26 protein-coding genes are annotated in these 20871 nt (G+C 65.5%); 22 read left to right on the top strand and 4 right to left on the bottom strand.

Annotated features, from left to right (window positions below):
- Positions 1-65: 65 nt before the first annotated feature.
- The 6 genes from LRX75_RS15965 (at position 66) to LRX75_RS15990 (ending at position 5089) form a co-directional block, all read left to right on the top strand.
- Positions 66-890, top strand: coding sequence for a TIGR00282 family metallophosphoesterase (locus tag LRX75_RS15965; RefSeq protein ID WP_113152312.1), 825 nt, complete (start codon positions 66-68; stop codon positions 888-890).
- Between the two features lie 122 nt (positions 891-1012).
- The gene (locus LRX75_RS15970; protein WP_231815723.1) at positions 1013-1267 is read left to right on the top strand and encodes a BrnT family toxin; all 255 of its coding nucleotides are present in this window, start codon (positions 1013-1015) and stop codon (positions 1265-1267) included.
- Positions 1254-1556: a BrnA antitoxin family protein gene (locus tag LRX75_RS15975; RefSeq protein WP_231815724.1), complete on the top strand. Its 303-nt coding sequence runs from the start codon at positions 1254-1256 to the stop codon at positions 1554-1556. The genes LRX75_RS15970 and LRX75_RS15975 overlap by 14 nt, the downstream gene beginning before the upstream one ends.
- Positions 1557-1693: 137 nt before the next feature.
- A complete protein-coding gene (locus LRX75_RS15980) occupies positions 1694-2542 on the top strand; it encodes an MBL fold metallo-hydrolase (protein WP_231815725.1) in 849 nt (282 codons plus the stop codon).
- Between the two features lie 106 nt (positions 2543-2648).
- Positions 2649-3395, top strand: coding sequence for a YebC/PmpR family DNA-binding transcriptional regulator (locus LRX75_RS15985; protein ID WP_110730000.1), 747 nt, complete (start codon positions 2649-2651; stop codon positions 3393-3395).
- A 236-nt stretch (positions 3396-3631) separates the two neighbouring features.
- Positions 3632-5089: a sensor domain-containing diguanylate cyclase gene (locus LRX75_RS15990; RefSeq protein WP_231815726.1), complete on the top strand. Its 1458-nt coding sequence runs from the start codon at positions 3632-3634 to the stop codon at positions 5087-5089.
- A gap of 7 nt (positions 5090-5096) precedes the next feature.
- Here LRX75_RS15990 and LRX75_RS15995 read toward each other — a convergent pair whose 3' ends face one another.
- A complete protein-coding gene (locus LRX75_RS15995; protein WP_231815727.1) occupies positions 5097-6095 on the bottom strand; it encodes an LLM class flavin-dependent oxidoreductase in 999 nt (332 codons plus the stop codon).
- A 151-nt stretch (positions 6096-6246) separates the two neighbouring features.
- On the opposite strand from LRX75_RS15995, the gene ruvC reads away from it, so the two are divergent.
- The 9 genes from ruvC to LRX75_RS16040 all read left to right on the top strand — a co-directional run bounded on the left by ruvC (position 6247) and on the right by LRX75_RS16040 (position 11160).
- Complete coding sequence (ruvC, locus tag LRX75_RS16000) at positions 6247-6771, top strand: crossover junction endodeoxyribonuclease RuvC (RefSeq protein ID WP_231815728.1); 525 nt, start codon at positions 6247-6249, stop codon at positions 6769-6771.
- A 43-nt stretch (positions 6772-6814) separates the two neighbouring features.
- Positions 6815-7432: a Holliday junction branch migration protein RuvA gene (gene ruvA, locus LRX75_RS16005; RefSeq protein ID WP_132442432.1), complete on the top strand. Its 618-nt coding sequence runs from the start codon at positions 6815-6817 to the stop codon at positions 7430-7432.
- Positions 7433-7490: 58 nt separating this feature from the next.
- Positions 7491-7799, top strand: a complete 309-nt coding sequence (locus LRX75_RS16010; protein ID WP_231815729.1) for an AbrB/MazE/SpoVT family DNA-binding domain-containing protein — start codon at positions 7491-7493, stop codon at positions 7797-7799.
- Complete coding sequence (locus LRX75_RS16015) at positions 7750-8148, top strand: PIN domain-containing protein (RefSeq protein WP_231815730.1); 399 nt, start codon at positions 7750-7752, stop codon at positions 8146-8148. Before LRX75_RS16010 ends, LRX75_RS16015 begins: the two co-directional genes overlap by 50 nt.
- The gene (ruvB, locus tag LRX75_RS16020; protein WP_231815731.1) at positions 8145-9185 is read left to right on the top strand and encodes a Holliday junction branch migration DNA helicase RuvB; all 1041 of its coding nucleotides are present in this window, start codon (positions 8145-8147) and stop codon (positions 9183-9185) included. Before LRX75_RS16015 ends, ruvB begins: the two co-directional genes overlap by 4 nt.
- Entirely contained in the window at positions 9186-10055 is an 870-nt protein-coding gene (locus LRX75_RS16025) for a metallophosphoesterase (RefSeq protein WP_231815732.1), read from the top strand.
- Positions 10052-10561, top strand: coding sequence for an NUDIX hydrolase (locus LRX75_RS16030; protein WP_231815733.1), 510 nt, complete (start codon positions 10052-10054; stop codon positions 10559-10561). Before LRX75_RS16025 ends, LRX75_RS16030 begins: the two co-directional genes overlap by 4 nt.
- 66 nt (positions 10562-10627) lie before the next feature.
- On the top strand, positions 10628-10843 hold the full coding sequence (locus LRX75_RS16035; protein WP_062475096.1) for a hypervirulence associated TUDOR domain-containing protein: 216 nt from the start codon (positions 10628-10630) through the stop codon (positions 10841-10843).
- Positions 10843-11160, top strand: a complete 318-nt coding sequence (locus LRX75_RS16040) for a hypothetical protein (protein ID WP_231815734.1) — start codon at positions 10843-10845, stop codon at positions 11158-11160. The genes LRX75_RS16035 and LRX75_RS16040 overlap by 1 nt, the downstream gene beginning before the upstream one ends.
- Positions 11161-11224: 64 nt before the next feature.
- On the opposite strand, the gene LRX75_RS16045 is transcribed toward LRX75_RS16040, so the two are convergent.
- The 3 genes from LRX75_RS16045 to LRX75_RS16055 are packed head-to-tail and all read right to left on the bottom strand — an operon-like array spanning position 11225 to position 14174.
- Complete coding sequence (locus LRX75_RS16045; RefSeq protein ID WP_231815735.1) at positions 11225-12124, bottom strand: NAD-dependent epimerase/dehydratase family protein; 900 nt, start codon at positions 12122-12124, stop codon at positions 11225-11227.
- The gene (locus tag LRX75_RS16050; RefSeq protein WP_231815736.1) at positions 12124-12957 is read right to left on the bottom strand and encodes a glycosyltransferase; all 834 of its coding nucleotides are present in this window, start codon (positions 12955-12957) and stop codon (positions 12124-12126) included. Before LRX75_RS16050 ends, LRX75_RS16045 begins: the two co-directional genes overlap by 1 nt.
- Complete coding sequence (locus tag LRX75_RS16055; protein ID WP_231815737.1) at positions 12954-14174, bottom strand: NAD-dependent epimerase/dehydratase family protein; 1221 nt, start codon at positions 14172-14174, stop codon at positions 12954-12956. The genes LRX75_RS16050 and LRX75_RS16055 overlap by 4 nt, the downstream gene beginning before the upstream one ends.
- A gap of 171 nt (positions 14175-14345) precedes the next feature.
- Here LRX75_RS16055 and ybgC point away from each other — a divergent pair, with 171 nt between their 5' ends.
- From ybgC to pal, 7 genes are all read left to right on the top strand, one after another.
- Positions 14346-14777 carry a tol-pal system-associated acyl-CoA thioesterase gene (gene ybgC / locus LRX75_RS16060; RefSeq protein ID WP_231815738.1) on the top strand — a complete coding sequence of 144 codons (432 nt, stop codon included), beginning with the start codon at positions 14346-14348 and terminating at the stop codon, positions 14775-14777.
- 95 nt (positions 14778-14872) lie between these two features.
- Positions 14873-15907: a glycosyltransferase family 4 protein gene (locus tag LRX75_RS16065; RefSeq protein WP_231815739.1), complete on the top strand. Its 1035-nt coding sequence runs from the start codon at positions 14873-14875 to the stop codon at positions 15905-15907.
- Positions 15908-16197: 290 nt separating this feature from the next.
- Positions 16198-16917 (top strand): protein TolQ, encoded by a 720-nt coding sequence (tolQ, locus tag LRX75_RS16070; RefSeq protein WP_062475077.1) that lies wholly within the window; start codon positions 16198-16200, stop codon positions 16915-16917.
- A 24-nt stretch (positions 16918-16941) separates the two neighbouring features.
- Complete coding sequence (gene tolR / locus LRX75_RS16075; RefSeq protein WP_231815740.1) at positions 16942-17403, top strand: protein TolR; 462 nt, start codon at positions 16942-16944, stop codon at positions 17401-17403.
- 9 nt (positions 17404-17412) lie between these two features.
- Positions 17413-18525, top strand: coding sequence for a cell envelope integrity TolA family protein (locus LRX75_RS16080; protein ID WP_231815741.1), 1113 nt, complete (start codon positions 17413-17415; stop codon positions 18523-18525).
- An 87-nt stretch (positions 18526-18612) separates the two neighbouring features.
- Positions 18613-19917 carry a Tol-Pal system beta propeller repeat protein TolB gene (gene tolB, locus LRX75_RS16085; protein WP_162743137.1) on the top strand — a complete coding sequence of 435 codons (1305 nt, stop codon included), beginning with the start codon at positions 18613-18615 and terminating at the stop codon, positions 19915-19917.
- A gap of 249 nt (positions 19918-20166) precedes the next feature.
- Entirely contained in the window at positions 20167-20700 is a 534-nt protein-coding gene (gene pal, locus LRX75_RS16090) for a peptidoglycan-associated lipoprotein Pal (protein ID WP_113152333.1), read from the top strand.
- Positions 20701-20871 lie beyond the last annotated feature (171 nt).

A 20871-nucleotide genomic window follows, 5' to 3' on the forward strand; every position in this document is an offset into this window, starting at 1 on the left:
GTGTTGGAGCGACCTTGGCGCGTCATGAACGACGCGCGGTGCTCCATAGGCGAGATCGATCTGATATGAGACTTCTGTTCCTCGGCGACATGGTGGGCAAGACGGGCCGGACGACCGTCTGGGAAAAGCTTCCGGGCCTCGTCTCCGACCTCAAACTCGACTTCGTCATCGTCAATGGCGAGAACGCCGCCGGCGGCTTCGGCATCACCGAGGATATCTTTCTGGAGACGATCAATGCCGGGGCGGATGTCGTCACCACCGGCAACCATGTCTGGGACCAGAAGGAGGCCGTGACCTTCTGCCAGCGGCACGACCAGTTCCTGCGGCCCGCCAACTATCCCGCCGGCACGCCCGGCCGCGGCTCCGGCCTCTACTTCGCCCGCAACGGCGCGCGCGTGCTCGTCGCCAACATCATGGGCCGGGTCTTCATGCATCCCGAACTCGACGATCCCTTCAAGTCGGCGGAAGCCATTCTCGCCGCCTGCCCGCTGAAGGAGCAGGCGGACGCGATCGTGTTCGACTTCCATGCCGAGGCGACCAGCGAGAAGCAGTGTTTTGGCCATTTCGTCGATGGCCGGGCGAGCTTCGTCGTCGGCACCCACACGCATGTGCCGACCGCCGACCACCAGATCCTCAATGGCGGCACCGCCTATCTCTCGGACGCCGGCATGTGTGGCGACTACGACTCTTCGCTCGGCATGGAAAAGGAGGAGCCGCTCAACCGCTTCATCTCCAAGATGCCCAAGGGCCGCTTCGAGGCCGCATCCGGTCCCGCCACGCTCTGCGGCGTCGGTGTCGAGATCTCCGACCGCACGGGCCTCGCCGAAGCCATCGCCCCCTTGCGCATCGGCCCGCGCCTTGCGGAAACGGTGCCGTCCTTCTGGGCGTGACGGGAGGGTTGACCTCGATGCGGAATATGAGGTGTTGCGCATATTGACATCGGCTGGCGGAGCGCATTTCCTGTTGCCGACCAAGAGCACTTGGCGCGCCGGCGGAGTGTGTTACGATATCCATGCGGATCGTGTTCGACGAGATCAAACGGCAGAGCAATATCCGGAAGCACGGATACGACTTCGATCTGATCCAGCATGCCTTCTTCGTTGCCGCCAGAGTTTTCGAGGCGAAGCAGGGCCGGAAGGTTGCGATCGGACCGATCGGTGCCAATCTCGTCTCCGTGATCTTCGTTCCGCTCGGTCGCGAGGGCTTGTCGGTCCTTTCCATGCGGCGGGCAAGCAAGAAGGAGAGGCGCGCTTATGGCATCGTCTAAACCTGCCTACAGAGACCTGACAGACGGGGAAGAGGCCGCGATCCAGGCGGAGATCCTTGCGGATCCCGATCACCCCGAACTGACGGACGCGCAGATCGCAACGGGCCGCCCCTTCGCCGAGGTCTTTCCCGATCTTGCCGAGAGTATCCGCCGGACGGAGGCGGAACGGGGTGCCTCCCGGGAGCGCGTCTCCCTCGATCTCGATGGCGACGTGCTCGCGAAGTTCCGGGCAACGGGCGAGGGCTGGGAAGAGCGGATCAATGAGGTGCTGCGCTCCGCCAAACCCTGACGCCGCCTCCGCGCGACCGCGGACCCTGACCGCATGCCAATGACGCAATCGTGACGCGTCGCCTCTTTACCGCACGCCCGCTGCGCCTATCCTGACGCCTCCGCCGAACAAGGGCCGAAACGGGGTCAGGGTGTCCCATGCTGCGATCTGCCGTTCTCGCCTGTGTCGTCCTTGCCTCCGCCGGCGTCGCCTTTCTGCAGACGCCCGCGCGGGCGCAGCCGCTTGCTGTCAGCCAGTGCCAGGCCATCGCCCGGGCGCTGCCGGGCGCCGGTTTCGTGCAGCTGGCAAGCGCCGGTCCTTTCGCGCCGCAACCGCAGCCCGTCGCGACCCGCGACCAGACGGTTGCCATCACCTTCCTCGGCCACTCCACCTTCCTCCTGGAAACGCCGGGCGGGGTGACGATCGCGACCGACTATTCCGGCTTTCACCGACCGCCGCAGCCGCCGCGGGTGGCGACAATGAACAAGGCGCATTCGACCCATTACACGCTGACGCCGGGACCCGAGATCGCCCATGTGCTGCACGGCTGGAGCGACGACGGCAATGCCGCCGATCACGATCTCGTCGTCGGCGACGCCTATATCCGCAACGTGCCCACCGACATCCGCGCCGGCTATGGCGGCGCCATGGAGCCGAATGGCAATTCGATCTTCATCTTCGAGATCGCCGGCCTCTGCATCGGTCATCTCGGCCACCTGCACCACGAGCTCGACGAGACGGACTATGCCGAGATCGGCCGTCTGGACGTGGTGATGGTGCCGGTGGATGGCGGGCTGACCATGGGCGCGGAGAGCATGGTGCGCGTGGTCACACGGCTGCGCTCCGCGCTGATCCTGCCCATGCACCGGCGCGGCCCGCCGGTCGAAAGCTTCCTCGGCCTCTTCGGCCCCGGCTTCGATCGCACGATGGCCGACAGCGCCACCGTCACCGTTTCCCTGCGCACCCTGCCCAGGAAGCCGCTGATCATGGTTCTCCAGGGCCTTTGAGGTTGCGCACCCGCGATGAGCCGGACAACAGGCTGGACGAACCGGCCGGATGAAATTATAAGGCGGCCCGATCCCATCATCGGCAGAGTTTATCCAAGAGGGCGCCATGGCCGGCCATTCACAGTTCAAGAACATCATGCATCGCAAGGGCCGCCAGGATGCCGTGCGCTCCAAGATGTTTTCCAAGCTCGCCCGCGAAATCACCGTCGCGGCCAAGGCCGGCCTTCCCGACCCCTCGATGAATGCCCGCCTGCGCCTCGCCATTCAGAATGCCAAGGCCCAGTCCATGCCGCGCGACAATATCGAGCGCGCCGTCAAGAAGGCCTCGGGGGCCGACAGCGAGAACTACGACGAGATCCGTTACGAGGGCTATGGCCCGGGCGGCGTCGCCGTCATCGTGGAGGCGCTGACCGACAACCGCAACCGCACCGCCTCCAACGTCCGCTCGACCTTTACCAAGGCCGGCGGCGCGCTGGGTGAAACCGGCTCGGTTTCCTTCTCGTTCGACCGCGTCGGCGAAATCACCTACAAGCCCGATGTCGGGACAGTGGACGCCGTGATGGAAGCGGCGATCGAGGCCGGCGCCGAGGACGTCACCAGCGACGAGGACGGCCACACCATCATCTGCGGTTTCGAGGATATCGGCGAGGTGTCCAAGGCGCTGGAAGCGACGCTCGGGGAAGCCGAGACCGTGAAGGCGATCTGGAAGGCGCAGAACAGCGTTCCCGTGGACGAGGAGCGGGCGGAATCGCTCATGAAGCTCATCGACACGCTGGAAGACGACGACGACGTGCAGAACGTCTACGCCAATTTCGAGGTGTCCGACGAGGTCATGGCGAAGCTTTCCGCCTGATCCTGAAGTTGCACGACGCCTCCCGCAGCGGTTGTTCTTTGTGCAAAAGTACGCGAGTGCTAACTTTATCGTAATGTCTGTCGGTCAGCATGCAGCCTGTCTGCTGCTGCCGGCGCCTTGGTGTCATCGAGGCGTTTTCCGCATCGGCCGACGGACCTGCGGAAGCCCATCTCGCTTCCGATGCGCGGTGTCCGCGCGGGTCCAACCTGAATGCTGGATGGAAAGCGGGCCGGGCGATGCGTTTCGTTCACCTCAAACTGATCGGGCCCGCCATCGGCGGCGTCGCCCTTCTCATCGCCGCCATGGCCACTGCCCCCTACTACGGCGCCGCACGGATCGACGGTGAGGCGCGGGTTCAGCAGGAAACGCTGGTCGCGCGCAATCTCGCGCTCTGGATCGCCGATATCGAATTCGCGCTGACCTCGTGGACCATCTGGGACGAGGCGATCGCTAAGCTCGACACTGCGTTCGACTACGAATGGACGGATCGCAACATCGGCGCGTCGCTGACGGGAACGTCCCGCACGCGTTTTACCGCGGTTCTCCGGCCGGATGACTCGGTTCTCTATGCCCGCACCGACGACACCGTCAAATCGCGGCCCTTCTTCGCCCGTGGCGCCGAGCAGATCGTCGCCGACGCGCAGGCGCTGGTGGCCGATGTGCGCCTGCGCGAAGCCGGACCCAAGGGGCAGGGCATCCCCAAGCCGATTTCCATCAGCCGCATCGAGGTCATCGGTCAGGACGCCGTGCTTTTGTCGGCGAGCCTCTTCCAGCCCGATTTCGGGACGGTGAAGGTCAGCGGTCCGCGTGCTCCGGTGCTCATCACCGCCATGCCCATCGGCAGCAGTTTGCAGGATTTCTTCGGAACGCGGTTCCTGCTCGACGATGCGCGCGTCAGTCCCTTGAGCGAGGTCGCGCCGGAGCGTGCCCGTGCGGAAATCGCGGTTGGGCCCGATGGCGAGACGCAGGTTCTCTCATGGCGTCCGCCGACGCCGGCCCGTGACATGCTCTACCAGGCGACGCCGCTCGTTCTCACGGTCTTCGTCGTGCTTCTGGTCGGCGGCTTCCTCCTGGTGCGGATCTCGCAGACGACGGCGCAGATGCTGGTCGGCCGCGAGCGCATGATGGCGCATGCGGCGACCCATGACGTTCTGACGGGACTGGCGAACCGGGCCCTGCTCGACACCGCGTATTTCCAGACGGTGTCCTCGGGACCCTTCGTCGTCGCCTGCCTCGATCTCGACGGGTTCAAGGGCGTCAACGATACGTTCGGCCATGCGATCGGCGACGATCTGCTGCGCGCGGTCGCCACGCGGCTGCGCGCCAATACGCGCGATACCGACCGTCTCTTCCGCCTCGGCGGCGACGAGTTTGCCATTCTGATGCCGTCGATGACCATCGCGGATGCGGAGGCCGCCTGCTGGCGGCTGGCGGAGGCGCTGTCGGCGCCCATGTATCTGCCGGGCGCCTATCCGCCGGGCCATCGCATCGAAATCGCCGCCTCGTTCGGGCTCTGCCGCGTCACGAGCCCGGTAACGAGCCGCGATGCCGCCTTCCGGTCGGCCGACGATGCGCTCTATAGGGCGAAATCGCTCGGCCGCGGCCGCGTCGTCGTGGCGGAAGCCGTGGATGCCGGCGAAGAAACGGTGGCAACCGGCGACCTTCGCCGCGCCGCCGCCAGCCTGCGCGGCTGAGCCCGGATTACGCCGCGGCGGCAAGCTCCTGCCGCGCCTCTGCAAAGCGGCGGACCGAGGTGAGCCGAGCCTCCATGTCGAAGACGGGCATGGAGATGATCAGCTCGTCGGCGCGCGTATCGGCCAGGAAAGCCTGCGTCTTGCGGCGCACCGTCTCCGGCCCGCCGACGATGGCATAGGTCATCGCGTGATCGACGAAGCCCTTTTCCGACGCGTTCCAGAGCCCGTCCATGCTGTCGACCGGCGGCGGGAACTGGCCGCGGGCGTTGCGGCGCAGCGCCACGAAGGACTGCTGCATCGAGGTGAAGAGATACTGCGCCTCCGCATCGGTATCCGCGGCCACGCCCATGATGCCGACCATGGCATAGGGCTTGTCGAGAATGGCCGAGGGCTCGAACCGCTCGCGATAGATCTCCAGCGCCGAAAACAGCATGTCGGGCGCGAAATGCGAAGCGAAGGCGAAGGGCAGGCCGAGCATGCCGGCAAGCTGTGCGCTGTAATGGCTGGAGCCGAGAAGCCAGATCGGCACATTGGTGCCGGCGCCGGGCGTGGCGATAACCTCGCCCTCGCGCGGCGTGCCGAGCAGGCCCTGCAGTTCCACGACATCGTTGGGGAAGCTGTTGGCGCTGCCCTCCATATGCCGCCGCAGCGCCGCCGCCGTGCGCATGTCCGTGCCCGGCGCCCGGCCGAGGCCGAGGTCGATGCGGCCGGGATAGAGCGCCGCGAGCGTGCCGAACTGTTCGGCGATGACGAGCGGCGAATGGTTGGGCAGCATGATGCCGCCGGAGCCGACGCGGATCGTCTTCGTGCCCGCCGCCACATGCGAAATCACAAGCGCCGTCGCCGCACTGGCGATACCGCTCATACCGTGATGTTCTGCCAGCCAGAACCGCTCGTAGCCCGCGCGCTCGGCCTCCTGCGCCAGTCGCCGCGAGTTGTCGAGCGCGTGGGAAACGGTGCTGCCTCTGGTGATCGGCGACAGGTCGAGGATGGAAAAGGGGACCATGGCGAGCGGCCTTCACATTGATGAACGTCATTGTCATGTAAGAGGCCCGTCCGGTAAATCCAAGGGCGCGATCGAACGCCTTCGATGTGGATGTTTTTGTTTTGTTCACATTTTGCTGGCAGCGTCCGGGTGCAAAGGCTAGGATATTCTCATGCAATCCACGATTCGCATTATCGGTATCGATCCCGGGCTCCGCCGCATGGGATGGGGCGTGATCGACACGCTGGGTAACACGCTGCGCTTCGTGGAGTCCGGCACCATCCTGTCGGATGGCGATGCGGATCTCGCCTCGCGGCTCTGCCAGCTGCATGACGGGCTGGCCGATATCATCCACCACCACAAGCCGGACGAGGCGGCCGTCGAGCAGACCTTCGTCAACAAGGATGCCGTGGCCACCCTGAAGCTCGGTCAGGCCCGTGGCATCGCCATGCTGGTGCCGGCCCGCGCCGGGCTGAAGGTGGCGGAATATGCGCCGAACGCGGTCAAGAAATCGGTCATCGGCGTCGGGCACGGCGAGAAGCAGCAGATCCACATGATGATCAAGGTTCTGATGCCCAAGGCGATCTTCAAGGGCAACGACGCCGCCGACGCGCTGGCCATCGCCATCTGCCACGCGCACAACCGCCAGAGCTTCGCCGGCAGCCTCGCCCATCGCATCGCCGCCGCCACGGCGTGACGACTTTCCTGTAAGCCTTCTTTTTTCTCGGGGACCTGCGCGGATGATTGGCAAGTTGAAGGGCACGATCGACGAGATCGGCGACGACCATGTGGTGATCGACGTGCATGGCGTCGGTTACGTCGCCTATTGCTCGGCGCGCACGCTCGGCAAGCTGGGCTCGGCCGGCGAGGCCGCCGTGCTCTTCATCGAGACCTATGTGCGGGAAGACCAGCTGCGCCTGTTCGGCTTTCTCTCCGCGCTGGAGCGCGAGTGGTTCCGCCTGCTCCAGAGCGTGCAGGGCGTGGGCGCCAAGGTCGCGCTCGCCGTCCTCTCCGTCCTCACCCCCGGCGAACTCGCCAATGCCATCGCGCTGCAGGACAAGACGTCCATCTCGCGCGCACCCGGCGTCGGGCCGAAGGTGGCGGTGCGCATCGTCACCGAGCTGAAGAACAAGGCCCCTGCCTTTGCCGGCGATGCCGCGGCGGGCATCGGCTTCAAGCAGGAACTCGGCGAAGGCGCCGTTCCGGCGCCCGTTGCGGATGCGGTCTCGGCCCTCACCAATCTCGGTTATTCCCGCGATCAGGCCGCCAACGCCATTGCCGCGGCACTCCGCAACGGCGGCGAGGGTGCCGACAGCGCCAAGCTGATCCGGCTCGGCCTGCGCGAGCTGTCGCAGTGATTCCTTGTCTGTAATGGGATTCCTTACTATGGTTCGACGGTAAGGAATGGAGCGTCTCATGGGCTATTCTGCGAAACTGACATCCAAGGGGCAGACGACGATACCGATCGAGGTCCGGAAATATCTGGACCTCAATCCGGGCGATCAAATGGATTTCGTCATCGAGGATGGTGAGGTCAAGATCCGGGCGAAGACCAGAAGCATCATGGAGTTTGCGGGTATTCTCGGTCGCGCGCCCAATGGCGTGAGCCTGACGATCGAAGAGATGGACGATGCCATTGGCCAGGCGGTGGCCGATGACGACCGGAGGATCACGCGTGATTGGAATCGATACAAACGTGCTTCTCCGCTTTCTGATGACGGATGACCCCGGGCAGAACGAAACCGCAGTCGCGTTCTTCCGTTCGAGGTCGGCTGCCGATCCGGCCTATATCTCCACCTTCGTATTCGCCGAAGCCTGTTGGGTCTTGAGCAGGAGCTATGGTTTCAAAAACCATGAGATCGCAACACTGTTTGAAGGCCTGATGGCCAGTCGCGAGATCGTTTTCGAGGATTCGGATGTCATAAAGGACGTCTTTTCGTTAGAGGAATTTGCGAACATCGATATCGCGGACGTCCTCATCGCAGGGTTTGCCAAGCAGGCCGGCTGCGAGAAAATCGTCACGTTTGACCGGAAGGCAGCGCGCCTCATCCCCGGAATGGAACTCCTCGCATGACAGACGACACCCGCCTGATCTCTCCCGAAAAACGGGGCGAGGATCTCGATACCGCGCTTCGGCCGCAGTCGCTGGACGAGTTTACCGGCCAGGCGGAGGCGCGCGCCAATCTGAAGGTGTTCATCGAGGCGGCGAAGCATCGCGGCGAGGCGCTGGATCACGTGCTGTTCGTCGGCCCGCCCGGCCTCGGCAAGACGACGCTCGCGCAGATCATGGCCAAGGAGCTGGGCGTCAATTTCCGATCGACCTCCGGCCCGGTCATCGCCAAGGCCGGCGATCTCGCGGCGCTGCTCACCAATCTCGAGGAGCGCGACGTGCTCTTCATCGACGAAATCCACAGGTTGAACCCCGCGGTCGAGGAAATCCTCTACCCCGCCATGGAGGATTTCCAGCTCGACCTGATCATCGGCGAGGGGCCGGCGGCCCGGTCGGTGAAGATCGACCTGTCGAAGTTCACGCTGGTCGCCGCCACCACGCGGCTCGGGCTGCTCACGACGCCGCTGCGCGACCGGTTCGGCATTCCCGTGCGTCTCAGCTTCTACACGGTCGAGGAGCTGGAGCTGATCGTGCGGCGCGGCGCGCGGCTGATGGGGCTTGCCATTACCGACGATGGCGCCCGCGAGATCGCGCGGCGCGCGCGCGGCACGCCGCGCATCGCCGGGCGGCTCCTGCGCCGGGTGCGGGATTTCGCGCAGGTCGCCCGGGCCGAGGCGGTGACGCGGCAGATCGCCGACGAGGCGCTGACGCGTCTGCTGGTCGACAATATGGGCTTCGACCAGCTCGACACGCGCTATCTCACCATGATCGCGCTCAATTTCGCCGGCGGCCCCGTCGGCATCGAGACGATCGCGGCCGGCTTGTCGGAGCCGCGCGATGCGATCGAGGATATCATCGAGCCCTATATGATCCAGCAGGGCTTCATCCAGCGCACGCCGCGCGGCCGCGTGCTCACGGTCAATGCGTGGAAGCATCTCGGCCTCGTGCCGCCTAGGGATCTCGAAGCCTCGCAGTTCCGCCTGTTCCAGGAGGACGACTGAGTGCTCTCGCGGCGCGGGTTCCTGAAGACCTTCGGTGCCGTCGTGCTGGCGGCCTTGGCCACCGGCGCCTATGCCGTCGGCATCGAGCCGGGCCGCCGCCCGCGCGTCGTCACCCACCGCATCACGCCCCCCGCCTGGCCGCAGGGTCTGACGCTGCGGCTCGTGCTGGTCAGCGACATCCACGCCTGCGACCCCTTCATGCCCGCGTCGCGGATCGCCGAGATCGCCCATCAGGCGAACGGGCTTGGCGGCGACATGATCCTGCTGCTCGGGGACTTTCTCTCCGGCATGCGGTTCGGCACACCGGTGCCGCCGGAGGCCTGGGGGGCCGCATTGCGGCCCTTGCGCGCGCCGCTCGGCGTTCACGCCATTCTCGGAAATCACGACTGGCTCGATGATCCCCACGCCATGACGACGGGCCGACCGGCGATCGTCGAGGCCGTGCTCGCCGATCTCGGCGTGCCGCTCTACAGCAACACGGCGGTGCGGCTCGAAAAGGACGGTCATGCCTTTTGGCTCGCCGGTCTTGCCGATCAACTGTTTCCGGCTACGGGGCTCGACGATCTCGCCGGGACGCTCGCCAGCGTGACCGACGATGCGCCGGTCATTCTCATGGCGCACGAGCCGGATGTTTTTCCGACCGTGCCGGCGCGCGTCGCCGTCACGCTCTCCGGGCACACCCATGGCGGGCAGATCCGCCTGTTCGGCTTTTCGCCCGTCGTGCCCTCGCGCTATGGCAGCCGCTATGCCTATGGGCACATTGTCGAGGAGAGTCGCCATCTCGTCGTTTCCGGCGGGCTCGGAACCTCCATTCTTCCTGTCCGGCTGGGCTCGCCGCCGGAGATCACCGTCGTGGAGTTGGGCCGATGAGCAAGCGCAAGATGGTTCGGCTCGATGCCGGCAGCAAGCGGTTCAATTTCCGCATCGCCGGGCTCGGCTTTCGCGATGGCTACGTCCTCGTCCACCGGGCCGTGCACGAGACGTTCTGGAGCTTTCCCGGCGGCCGTGCCGAGATCGGCGAGACCTCGGAGGCGACCCTGCGCCGCGAGATGCAGGAGGAACTGGGCGTCGATGTCACCGTCGGGCGCCTCTTGTGGACGGTCGAGAATTTCTTCCACTACGAGGCGCGCGATTTTCACGAGATCGGTTTCTATTATCTCATGACCGTGCCCCCGGTTTTTCCGTTTCACCCGAGCGAGATCGTGCATCGCAATCGCGACGGCAAGAACGATCTCGAGTTCAAATGGGTGCCCGCGACCGTCGCCGCACTCAAGGCGCTCGACATCCCGCCCTACTTCATCGCGGAGGAGATCGAGACCTTGCCGGAGACGAGCCGGCACGTCGTCTGGCACGATGGCGATCTCGACCGCGCCTGAGGGAACCGGTTTCCCGCGCGCGCATTTCCTCAGGCGACCGAAAAAACCGGGTCAGAGGAGTGAGCGATGAAGAAATTTACCAAGGGCACCACCGTTTCGTGGAAATGGGGGCAGGGCACGGCGGAAGGCAAGGTGGACGAGAGCTTCACCGAGGATGTCGAGCGCACGATCAAGGGCCACAAGATCAAGCGCAAGGCCTCGACCGACGAGCCGGCCTACCTGATCAGCCAGGACGACGGCGCGCATGTGCTCAAAAGCCATTCGGAACTGAGCGCAAGCTGATGGCCGGCGATCACGTTCCCCCGGAGGCCGTCGCCAAGGCGGCCGAGAAGGGTCTTGAGTTGCGCGAAAAATTCAAGCGCGGCGGTACGCAGGTGGGCGTTGCCCGCGCCCGCGATCTCAAGAACCGCGCCAATCTCTCGCCCGACACGATCAAGCGCATGTCGAGCTATTTCTCCCGCCACAAGGTCGACAAGCGCGCCAAGAATTTCGGCGACGACAGCGATCCCTCCCCCGGCTACATCGCCTGGCTGCTCTGGGGCGGCGATGCCGGACGGGACTGGGCGGAGAAGCAGAAGGGGAGGGTCGGGAAGGGGTGAGGGGTGAGGAGTGAGCCGTAAGCCGTGAGCCGCGAGAAGGGACTCGGCAGTCGGCAGTCGGGCTTTATGGGTCGGATGCAAGGCGTTCTGCGAGGGCTGCGATGTCGGCGCGGAAGCGGGTGCTTCCGCCGGGGTGCCAGCCGAGGGCGCGGAGCCGCGTCGTGTCCATCTCGCCGAAGAGGCGCCTGTCGAGCGGCGCGGGCAGCGGGTGGCGGCAGCCGTTGGCCTGCTGGAGTTCCGAGAGAACGTCGTGGTGGCTCGTCAGGAGGTCGGAGGCGTTGAAGGCCTTGTTCCCGACGAGGGGTGCATCGGCCGTCAACAGCCGGAGAACGGCGGCGGCCAGATCGTCGCCATGGACCTCCGTCCCCACCCGATCCTCGACGGGCCGGCCGGCGAGATAGTCGCGCGCCAGCCCTTCCCATTTGTGGGGCAGGCCGTGCAGCAGGCCGTAGACGCCGGTGGCGCGCAGGCTCACGGTCATGAAGTCCGCCGTGCCGAGGGCCGCCAACGCCCGTTCCGCCTCCCATTTGACGACGCCGTACAGGCTTTCCGGGGCGGGCGCCATCGTCTCGCTCAGAAGGTCGCCCGAGGGCTGTGGACCGTAGACGGCGCGGCTCGACAGGAAGAGGCAGCGCCGGACGCCCGCCCGCTTCGCCGCCGTCCACAGCCGCAGGGAGCCATCGACGTTGGCCCGCCGGAAGCCTTCCGGGTCGTTCCCTTCGCCCCCGCGATATCGGCCGGGCACGTGCTGGAACGCGGCGTGGACGAAAGCGTCGCAACCCTTAAAGCCGGGCAGGGGCGCATCGCGGTCGAGCGAGAGGAAAACGGTCTCGACGGGACGCGAGACGGGCAGGGCGGCGGTCACGTCCCGAACGCCCGCCACCACCTCGTGACCCCGCACCAGCAGATGCTCCACCACGAAGCGCCCCACGATGCCCGTCGCGCCCGAGACCAGCACCCGCATCAGCCGGCCCGCTCGCTGGTGGTAGGACCGGGAAGACTCGCGATATCTGGAATCTCTGAACCGTCGTGGAACGCATGCCAGAGGTCGATCAGCGGTTTCAGCGCCTCCGCCTTCGGATGGTCCGTCTCCCATGGCTTTTCATACTGGTAGTGCAGCACGCCGATGGACGGCCAGTCCCAAAGCGCCGGCAGCGCGAACCAGACATATTGCAGCATGTTCATCGTCACCGGCAGGCCATGCCAGTCGGGGAAGAAGGCCTGCAGAAAACTCTGGTCGGTGCGCGGCCAGAAGGCGTCCGGCGCGTCCAGCCTCTGCAGCATCGCCCGAAACGTCTCGTCCGACGGTTTCGCCACGAAGACGCCGGAGTTCAGCCGGTGGAAATCGGCGAGGCTTTCATAGACGTTCGGCGCGGCGGAGAATTCCGGATAGGCGAAGAACCGGTCGATGTTCTTCAGCACCAGCGCATCCGCATCGATGAAGATGCAGCGCTCGTAGTCCGTCAGCTGCCAGAGCCGCAGCTTGCAAAAATTGTCGAGCGGCGAGTGGAACGCCGGCTTTCGCCCCTTGGTGAACGGGGCTGCGGCATGCACGTTGCGCCGCGCATGCCGCGCGTTGAACGCGTCCGACAGCGGCAGCAGATCGGTCTCGACCAGCCGCACGCCGAATTCGGCCAGCGGCGCGAGCGCGTCCATCGCCACGGCCGGCGTATGGAAAACGACGATATCGGCCGCCGTGCCGGTGCGGCGGATCGAGCGGCAGAGCGCTTTCGCGCCCATCGCATAATCCGCATTGGTCACCAGCGTGACGAAGGCGTGGGCGCCGCCCCCGCTCATGACACGGATTTCAGCCGGCGCCCTTCCGGATCGTGGACGATCTTGGCGGCGATGTCCTTCGTCCAGGCGGACACGGCGGGAACGCGGCTGCGATCGACGCGGTAGCTGTATTTCTTCGCCACATCGACGATCTCCGACAGCAGGCCGTCCTTCAGCTTCGTCGGGGCGAGGCCGAGGTCGAGGAACTTGTCGTTCTTCACCACCAGCTCGTTTTCCGGGGCTTCCTTGCGCGGGTTCGGCAGCCAGGCGATCTCGGCGCCCGTCATGTCGCCGATCATCCGGGCGAGATCGCGCACCCGGTGCGTCTCGGTCATCTGGTTGAAGATCTCGACGCGCGAGCCCCGGGCCGGCGGGTTCCTCAGCGCCAGCTCGATGCAGCGCACGGAGTCCTGAATGTGGATGAAGGCGCGGGTCTGCCCGCCGGTGCCGTGCACGGTCAGGGGATAGCCGATCGCCGCCTGGATGAGGAAGCGGTTCAGCACCGTGCCGTAGTCGCCGTCATAGTCGAAGCGGTTGACCAGCTGCTCGTGGCGGCGGGTCTGGGCGGTGTGCGTGCCCCAGACGATGCCCTGGTGCAGGTCGGTGATGCGCAGCGCGTCGTTCTTGGCGTAGAACTGGAACAGCAGCTGATCGAGGCACTTGGTCATGTGGTAGATCGAGCCGGGATTGGCCGGGTAAAGAATCTCCTGGGCGACCGTCTCGCCGCTCTCGGTGGTGATACCGACCGGCAGGTAGCCCTCGGGGATCGCGGCACCCACGGTCGAATAGCCGTAGACGCCCATGGTGCCCAGATGCACCAGATGCGCGTCGAGGTTCAGCTCCACCAGCGCGTTGAGCAGGTTGTGCGTGGCCGACACGTTGTTGTTGACGGTGTAGTTCTTGTGCCGGTCGCTCTTCATCGAGTAGGGCGCGGCGCGCTGCTCGGCGAAGTGGATGACGGCGTCCGGGCGGTGCTCGGCCAGCCAGTTCTTCAGAAGCTCGTAGTCGCGCCCGAGGTCGATCAGGTTGAAATGGATGCGGCGTCCGGTTTCCGCATGCCAGATGCGCGTGCGCTCCTGGATCGAATCCATGGGGGTCAGCGATTGCACGCCGAGTTCGGTGTCGATCCAGCGGCGGGAGAGATTGTCGAGGATATGGATATCGTGGCCGGCCTCCGAAAGGTGCAGGGCCGTCGGCCAGCCGATGAACCCGTCTCCGCCCATCACTGCAATCTTCATGACGTCGCCTCCTGGAGGATATGTCGGTCGGCGGCACCCGCGTCCCGAACGAATTTTGCGCCTTACCCGCTGTAATTAGAAATCATGACAGTTGTTCAATGCTTGTCGCGATGCGTTCTTTGCGCCACAACGACCCCACAGGCATGATGACGGCGGAAGAGGCGCAAGCACGTGGATTTCTCGATTGCGGGTACGCTGAGCGACGAGGGGCATCGGCTCCACCAGCGGGTCTATTACGAAGACACGGATTTCTCCGGCCTCGTCTATCACGCCCGCTACCTGCATTTTCTCGAGCGCGGCCGCACGGATTACCTGCGCTGCCTCGGCGTCGAGCAGCGGGCGCTGCTGACGGCGGATGCCGAAGGTCTCGTCTTCGTCGTCCACCGCATGGAGATCGACTTCCGCCTGCCGGCCCGCATGGACGATATCCTCGATATCCGTACCGTGACGGAAAAGGCGGGCGGCGCGAAGATGGTGCTGCAGCAGCAGATCCTCAGCAGCGATCGCCTGCTGATCGCCGCCAAGGTCATCATCGCCGTCATCAATGCCGCCGGCCGTCCACGGCGGCTGCCGGAAACGCTGGCCGCGAAATTCCTCGCCTGAGACAACGCGTTTCGCGGTCGCGCAGGCTGCTAACCGAAGGTTCACCCCCGCATGCTACAGGCCTTTCTGCTACGGAAGGGCCAGAGGGGATGTCCATGAAGATAGCCGTCAACGCGCGGGTCACGAAGTTCGCGATGGGGGGCCAGCAGCGGGTCGCCGCCGAAATCGCCGCGCGGCTGGGGCCGATGACGGAAATCGTGCCGGATCGGCCGCTGGGCGGCATGAAGGCGCATGCCTGGGAGCAGGTGGTGCTGCCGGTCCGGGCGCGGGGCCATCTTCTCTGGTCGCCCTCGGCCACCGGGCCCGTCGCCAAGGGAGATCAGGTCGTCACCCTCCACGACGTCGCCTTCCTGGACGTGCCCGAATTCTTCTCCCGCTCGTTCACGGCGTTCTACAAGGCGCTGCTGCCGGTGCTCGTCCGCCGCGTCGCGCGGGTCGTCACGGTGTCGGAGTTCTCGCGCCGGCGGATCGCGGCCACGCTTCCGATCGAGGAAAGCCGGATCGACGTGATCCCGAACGGCGTCAGCCGCCATTTCCGCCCGCATGCGCCGCACGAGATCGCCGCCACCCGCGCCGCGCTCGATCTGCCGGCCCGATACCTCCTGCTGCAGGCGACGGCCGACCGGCGCAAGAACTTGGCCGCGACCTTGCGCGCCTGGGCCATCGCGCAGCGCGCGCTTGATCCGGATATCGCGCTCGTCGTCTCCGGCAATCTCGGGCGGGCGCATGTCTTCGGCGATGCCCAATCCCTTCCCGACGTGCCCCGCACCAGGCTGATCGGCTATGTCGAGGAGGTGCATATGGGCCCGCTGATGGCGGGTGCGCAGGCCTTTCTGTTTCCCTCTCTCTACGAGGGCTTCGGCCTGCCGATCATCGAGGCCATGGCGTGCAACACGCCGGTGCTGACGTCGGCGGCCACGGCCACGGGCGAGATCGCCGGCAACGCGGCCATGCTGGTCGACCCCACATCCGATGCCGCGATCGCGGACGGCATCGTGACGCTCCTGCGCGACGAGGCCCTGCGGACGCGGCTTGCGGCGGAAGGCCTCGTGCGCGCCCGCGATTTCTCCTGGGAGAACGCCGCCGACCGGTACCGCACGCTCTTCCGCGCGCTGGGTGCGCAGATCTGACGCGTCCGCCGGGCCCGCGACCGCGCTTTCGCGCGGGTTGCAAGCGGCCGATGCTCGCGCGGTAACACTCCCTTAACCATAATGATGTCTTATCGACCCACGGGATTTTGTGCAGTGCACGTCATCCTTTGACCAAGATTACGCGGGAAAGGTTTGCCCGAAGCTTGGATTGCACGTGTGCGATCGGCGGCGGGCTGCCGGGGCGAACTTGATAACAATGACGTTTGAGCGACCTGGCGTCGAGCATGTGATGGCTCTTGCCGGGCGTCCGGATTCGGGGATTTGATAGCATGGAACAGGCTGGATTGGCCGCTGTGACCACGGACGTGACGTTGTGGTCTCTTTTCATGGAGGCCGGTTTCGTCGTGAAGCTGGTCATGCTCGGGCTCATGGCCGCGTCGGTCTGGACCTGGGCGATCGTGGTCGACAAGACCATTCGCTATGCCCGTGTCCGTCGCCAGCTCGACAGTTTCGAGCAGGTGTTCTGGTCCGGCCAGTCGCTGGAAGAGCTTTACCGCACGCTGTCCGACCGCCAGACCTCCGGCATGGGCGCGATCTTCGTCTCGGCCATGCGCGAGTGGAAGAAGAGCTTCGAGCGCGGCGCCCGCTCGCCGATCGGCCTGCAGATGCGTATCGACCGCGCCATGGACGTGACGCTGTCACGCGAGTCCGAGGCGCTCGAAGCCCGGCTCGGCTCGCTCGCCACCATCGGTTCGGCCGGTCCCTTCGTCGGCCTCTTCGGCACCGTCATCGGCATCATGACCTCGTTCCAGGCGATCGCCGGTTCGAAGTCCACCAATCTCGCGGTCGTGGCGCCGGGTATCGCGGAAGCGCTGCTCGCCACCGCCATCGGCCTGCTCGCCGCAATTCCCGCCGTCATCGCCTACAACAAGTTCACGGCGGATGCGGGCAAGATCAATTCCCGCATGGAAGGCTTTGCCGACGAGTTCTCCGCGATCCTGTCGCGCCAGATCGACGAAAAGCTGCAGCCGCGCCAGGCGGCGCAATAAGAACACCGACGGAGACCGCGAACGATGGGTATGGCAGTGGGCGGATCCAAGGGCTCGGGCGGCAGACGCGGCGGGCGTGGTCGCGGACGCGGCGGCAAGGCCGTCATGAGCGAAATCAACGTGACGCCCTTCGTGGACGTCATGCTGGTGCTGCTCATCATCTTCATGGTGGCCGCACCGATGATGACCGTCGGCGTGCCGATCGACCTGCCGGAAACGCAGGCCAAGGCGCTGAATTCCGATACGCAGCCGATCACGATCTCGGTCAATCCGGCCGGCGAGATCTTCCTGCAGGAAAGCCCGATCGCCATCGAGGAGGTCGTACCGAAGCTCGAGGCCATCGCCAAGACCGGCTACGAGGAGCGCATCTATGTGCGCGGCGATACCAATGCCGACTACGGAACGGTCATGAAGGTCATGGCGCGCATTTCGTCTGCCGGTTTCAAGAACCTGGGTCTCGTGACCCTTCAGGAAACGGACAAGTGAGCCTTTGACATGAAGGGCAGCATCGCAACCTCCGCTGTGCTTCACGGACTGGTGCTCACCTGGGCGCTGGTTTCGCTCGGCAGTCCGAAGCCTCTCGAGGTCGCGGCGGTCGAATCCGTTCCCGTGGAAATCATCAGCGAGATGAGCCAGATCCAGCAGGGCGACCTCAAGGCGCCCATGGCCGAGAAATCCGCGCCCAAGCCCTCCGAAAAGCCCCAGACCAAGCCCGAGGCCGAGAATGTCGGCGACAACGACGTCGATATGAAGACGCCGCCGAAGCCGGTTTCCAAGCCGGTCGAGAATCAGGCCTCCGCCGCACCGCCGAAGTCGGAGGACGCGCCGCCGTCGCCCGATCCGGTGAAGGAAGAGGTCAAGCCGTCCGAAAAGCCGCCCGCCGAACCCGCAACCGAGGTCGCCGCCCTGCCGACGCCCAAGGAAGAGGTGAAGCCGGACCCCAAGCCCGATCCGAAGCCGCAGCCGGAAGCCAAGGCCGAGCCGACGCCGGAGCCGACGCCCACGCCGCCCGAACAGACGCCGGCTGAAAGCACGGATGCCGCGGCCCTGCCGCAGAACGTGCCGGCCCCGACCGCGCGCCCGAAGGTCGAGGAGACCGCCGCCGCGCAGACCGCCAAGACGCCCGATCGCAAGACGGATGCGGCGCCCAAGGAGCAGAAGAAGACGTCGTCCCAGAAGGAAAGCGACTTCAATGCCGACGAGGTGGCAGCCCTCCTGAACAAGACCGAATCCTCCGGTGGCGGCGCCAAGCGCTCGCAGGACAAGGCGGCGCTGGGCGGCAAGAAGACGACGACCGGCAACACGCTCTCCCTGAGCGAGATGGACGCATTGAAGGGGATGATCCAGAAGAACTGGTCGATCATTCCCGGCATGGCGGATCTTCAGGGCATGGTGATCACGGTCACGATCCAGCTCGATCCGCAGGGCGAGATCGTCGGCCAGCCCGAGGTCGAAGCGACCGGGGGCACGCCGACCTCGCAGCGCGCGATGATCGGCAGCGCCACGCGCGCCGTGCGCCGTTCCGCACCCTTCAAGCTGCCGGCCGAGAAGTATGATTCCTGGCAGGAAGTCGTCATCCACTTCGATCCGTCGGACATGCTGCTGTGACCGCCGACATCACCGAAATCACTCCGGCCATCGCCTCGTGGCATGGCCGCCACCATACCGAATGGACTGCTGAGAGGCTCCGTAACCATGCTTAGACGCACCTTTTTCCGGCTCTTCGTCGCGCTGACGGGTCTGGTCGCTGCTGCGACCGTGCCTGCGCATGCGCGCGTCGAGATCAACATCAACCGGGGCAATGTCGAGCCGCTGCCGATCGCCATCACCGACTTCCTGCAAGGGGAGATGGGGCAGAAGATCTCGGACGTCGTGGCGGCCGACCTCAAGCGGTCGGGCCTGTTCGCACCGGTCGACCGCAAGGCCTTCATCGAGAAGGTCACCAATCCCGATGCACCGCCGCGTTTCGAAGACTGGCGCGTGCTGAACGTGCAGGCGCTCGTCACCGGCCGCGTCACGCAGGAGGCCGATGGCCGTCTGAAGGCGCAGTTCCGCCTGTGGGATGCGACGGCGCAGAACCAGATCACCGGCCAGCAGTATTTCACGCAGCCGGAAAACTGGCGCCGCCTCGCCCACATCATCGCGGACGCGATCTACAAGGAAATTACCGGCGAAGAGGGCTATTTCGATACCCGCGTCGTCTATGTCGCCGAGAGCGGCCCGAAGACGGCCCGCAAGCGCCAGCTCGCCATCATGGACCAGGACGGTGCCAATGCGCGCGCCATCACCAATTCCAACGATATCGTGCTGACGCCGCGCTTCTCGCCGAGCCGCCAGGAAATCACCTATATGTCGTTCGAGGGCCAGGAGCCGCGGGTCTACCTGCTGCAGCTGGAAACCGGACAGCGCGAGGTGGTCGGCAACTTCCCCGGCATGACCTTCGCGCCGCGCTTCTCGCCGGATGGCCAGCGCGTCATCATGAGCCTCCAGCAGGAGGGCAACGCCAATATCTACACGATGGACCTGCGCTCGCGCACCACGACGCGCCTGACCTCGACGCCGGCCATCGATACCTCGCCGTCCTATTCGCCGGATGGCGCGCGCATCGTGTTCGAAAGCGACCGCGGCGGTCGCCAGCAGCTCTACGTCATGGGCGCCGACGGCTCCGGCCAGACGCGCATCTCGTTTGGCGACGGTTCCTATTCCACGCCGGTCTGGTCGCCGCGCGGCGACCTCATCGCCTTCACCAAGCAGTCGGGCGGTAAGTTCTCCATCGGCGTGATGAAGCCGGACGGGTCGGGCGAGCGCATCCTGACCTCGGGCTTCCACAATGAAGGCCCGACCTGGGCCCCCAACGGCCGCGTGCTGATGTTCTTCCGTCAGGACAGCGGTGCGGGCGGTCCGCAGCTCTATTCCATCGATCTTACGGGCTATAACGAGCAGCGCGTCGCCACTCAGGGCTTTGCGTCCGACCCGGCCTGGTCGCCGCTGCTGGAGTAGCCAGACCTCGCGATTGCGGCGGGAATCGTGGTCAAAGGCCGCTTTCTCGCCGCAAAGTGCTGATGACGACCGCGCGATGGTCGCGCGTTGAGAGAGTTTTAACCATCGCCGGTGCAAGAAAGTTAACCGCTTCCGGTTACAGTTCGGCAACCCTGATATTTGTTTACCCCGACTTTCGCTTGCCCCCGACCTTCGCTTACCCCGACCTTTGCTTACCCCCGACCTTCGCTTACCCAAGGAGACCGGCTCATGAGCCGCATTCACGTCCCGGCCGCAGGCCGCCTTCAGTCCCTCGCGCGCAATCCCGTCGCGATCGCCCTGTTCATGTCGCTGGCGATTGCCGGCTGCGCCTCTAAGAAGAACAACATGCCGAACGACGCCGCCGGCCTCGGTCTCGGCGCCGGCTCGGCCACGCCGGGCTCGCAGCAGGACTTCACGGTCAATGTCGGCGACCGCATCTTCTTCGACACCGACAGCTCGTCCATCCGCGCCGACGCGCAGGCAACGCTGTCGCGTCAGGCGCAGTGGCTCGCCAAGTACCCGAACTACCAGATCACGGTCGAAGGCCATGCCGACGAACGCGGCACGCGCGAATACAACCTGGCGCTCGGCGCCCGTCGTGCCGCCGCCGCCAAGGAGTTCCTCGCAGGCCAGGGCGTTCCCGCCGGCCGCATGCGCACCATCTCCTACGGCAAGGAAAAGCCGGTCGCCGTCTGCGACGACATTTCCTGCTGGTCGCAGAACCGCCGCTCGGTCACCGTTCTCGGCGGCGGCAATATGTAAGTCTCGATCCTGACGCAGGTTTCGAAATGGGGGAGGGCGGTCTGCAAGGGCCGCCTTTCTTTTTCGTCACACTTTGACCGAACTCCGTTGCTTTTTGCAGGCAATTGGAAAACTGTGCGGCGGTTGCAGTGCGGTAGAGGCGGGACTCCTTCGCCTCGGCCTGCGACGTGA

The organism is Rhizobium quercicola, assembly GCF_021168455.1.
In the GTDB taxonomy this organism is placed as follows: domain Bacteria; phylum Pseudomonadota; class Alphaproteobacteria; order Rhizobiales; family Rhizobiaceae; genus Ferranicluibacter; species Ferranicluibacter quercicola.

Excerpts from the sequence above, each read along its gene's own strand:
- ruvC (WP_231815728.1), top strand. The coding sequence starts at position 6,247 with ATGCAATCCACGATTCGCATTATCGGTATCGATCCCGGGCTCCGCCGC.
- ruvB (WP_231815731.1), top strand. The coding sequence starts at position 8,145 with ATGACAGACGACACCCGCCTGATCTCTCCCGAAAAACGGGGCGAGGAT.
- LRX75_RS16035 (WP_062475096.1), top strand. The coding sequence starts at position 10,628 with ATGAAGAAATTTACCAAGGGCACCACCGTTTCGTGGAAATGGGGGCAG.
- tolQ (WP_062475077.1), top strand. The coding sequence starts at position 16,198 with ATGGAACAGGCTGGATTGGCCGCTGTGACCACGGACGTGACGTTGTGG.
- LRX75_RS15975 (WP_231815724.1), top strand. The coding sequence starts at position 1,254 with ATGGCATCGTCTAAACCTGCCTACAGAGACCTGACAGACGGGGAAGAG.
- LRX75_RS16030 (WP_231815733.1), top strand. The coding sequence starts at position 10,052 with ATGAGCAAGCGCAAGATGGTTCGGCTCGATGCCGGCAGCAAGCGGTTC.
- LRX75_RS16080 (WP_231815741.1), top strand. The coding sequence starts at position 17,413 with ATGAAGGGCAGCATCGCAACCTCCGCTGTGCTTCACGGACTGGTGCTC.
- LRX75_RS16050 (WP_231815736.1), bottom strand. The coding sequence starts at position 12,957 with ATGAGCGGGGGCGGCGCCCACGCCTTCGTCACGCTGGTGACCAATGCG.
- pal (WP_113152333.1), top strand. The coding sequence starts at position 20,167 with ATGAGCCGCATTCACGTCCCGGCCGCAGGCCGCCTTCAGTCCCTCGCG.
- ruvA (WP_132442432.1), top strand. The coding sequence starts at position 6,815 with ATGATTGGCAAGTTGAAGGGCACGATCGACGAGATCGGCGACGACCAT.
- LRX75_RS16040 (WP_231815734.1), top strand. The coding sequence starts at position 10,843 with ATGGCCGGCGATCACGTTCCCCCGGAGGCCGTCGCCAAGGCGGCCGAG.
- LRX75_RS15980 (WP_231815725.1), top strand. The coding sequence starts at position 1,694 with ATGCTGCGATCTGCCGTTCTCGCCTGTGTCGTCCTTGCCTCCGCCGGC.
- LRX75_RS15995 (WP_231815727.1), bottom strand. The coding sequence starts at position 6,095 with ATGGTCCCCTTTTCCATCCTCGACCTGTCGCCGATCACCAGAGGCAGC.
- LRX75_RS15965 (WP_113152312.1), top strand. The coding sequence starts at position 66 with ATGAGACTTCTGTTCCTCGGCGACATGGTGGGCAAGACGGGCCGGACG.
- LRX75_RS16045 (WP_231815735.1), bottom strand. The coding sequence starts at position 12,124 with ATGCGGGTGCTGGTCTCGGGCGCGACGGGCATCGTGGGGCGCTTCGTG.
- LRX75_RS16010 (WP_231815729.1), top strand. The coding sequence starts at position 7,491 with ATGGGCTATTCTGCGAAACTGACATCCAAGGGGCAGACGACGATACCG.
- LRX75_RS15970 (WP_231815723.1), top strand. The coding sequence starts at position 1,013 with ATGCGGATCGTGTTCGACGAGATCAAACGGCAGAGCAATATCCGGAAG.
- LRX75_RS16065 (WP_231815739.1), top strand. The coding sequence starts at position 14,873 with ATGAAGATAGCCGTCAACGCGCGGGTCACGAAGTTCGCGATGGGGGGC.
- LRX75_RS15990 (WP_231815726.1), top strand. The coding sequence starts at position 3,632 with ATGCGTTTCGTTCACCTCAAACTGATCGGGCCCGCCATCGGCGGCGTC.
- tolR (WP_231815740.1), top strand. The coding sequence starts at position 16,942 with ATGGGTATGGCAGTGGGCGGATCCAAGGGCTCGGGCGGCAGACGCGGC.
- LRX75_RS15985 (WP_110730000.1), top strand. The coding sequence starts at position 2,649 with ATGGCCGGCCATTCACAGTTCAAGAACATCATGCATCGCAAGGGCCGC.
- tolB (WP_162743137.1), top strand. The coding sequence starts at position 18,613 with ATGCTTAGACGCACCTTTTTCCGGCTCTTCGTCGCGCTGACGGGTCTG.
- LRX75_RS16055 (WP_231815737.1), bottom strand. The coding sequence starts at position 14,174 with ATGAAGATTGCAGTGATGGGCGGAGACGGGTTCATCGGCTGGCCGACG.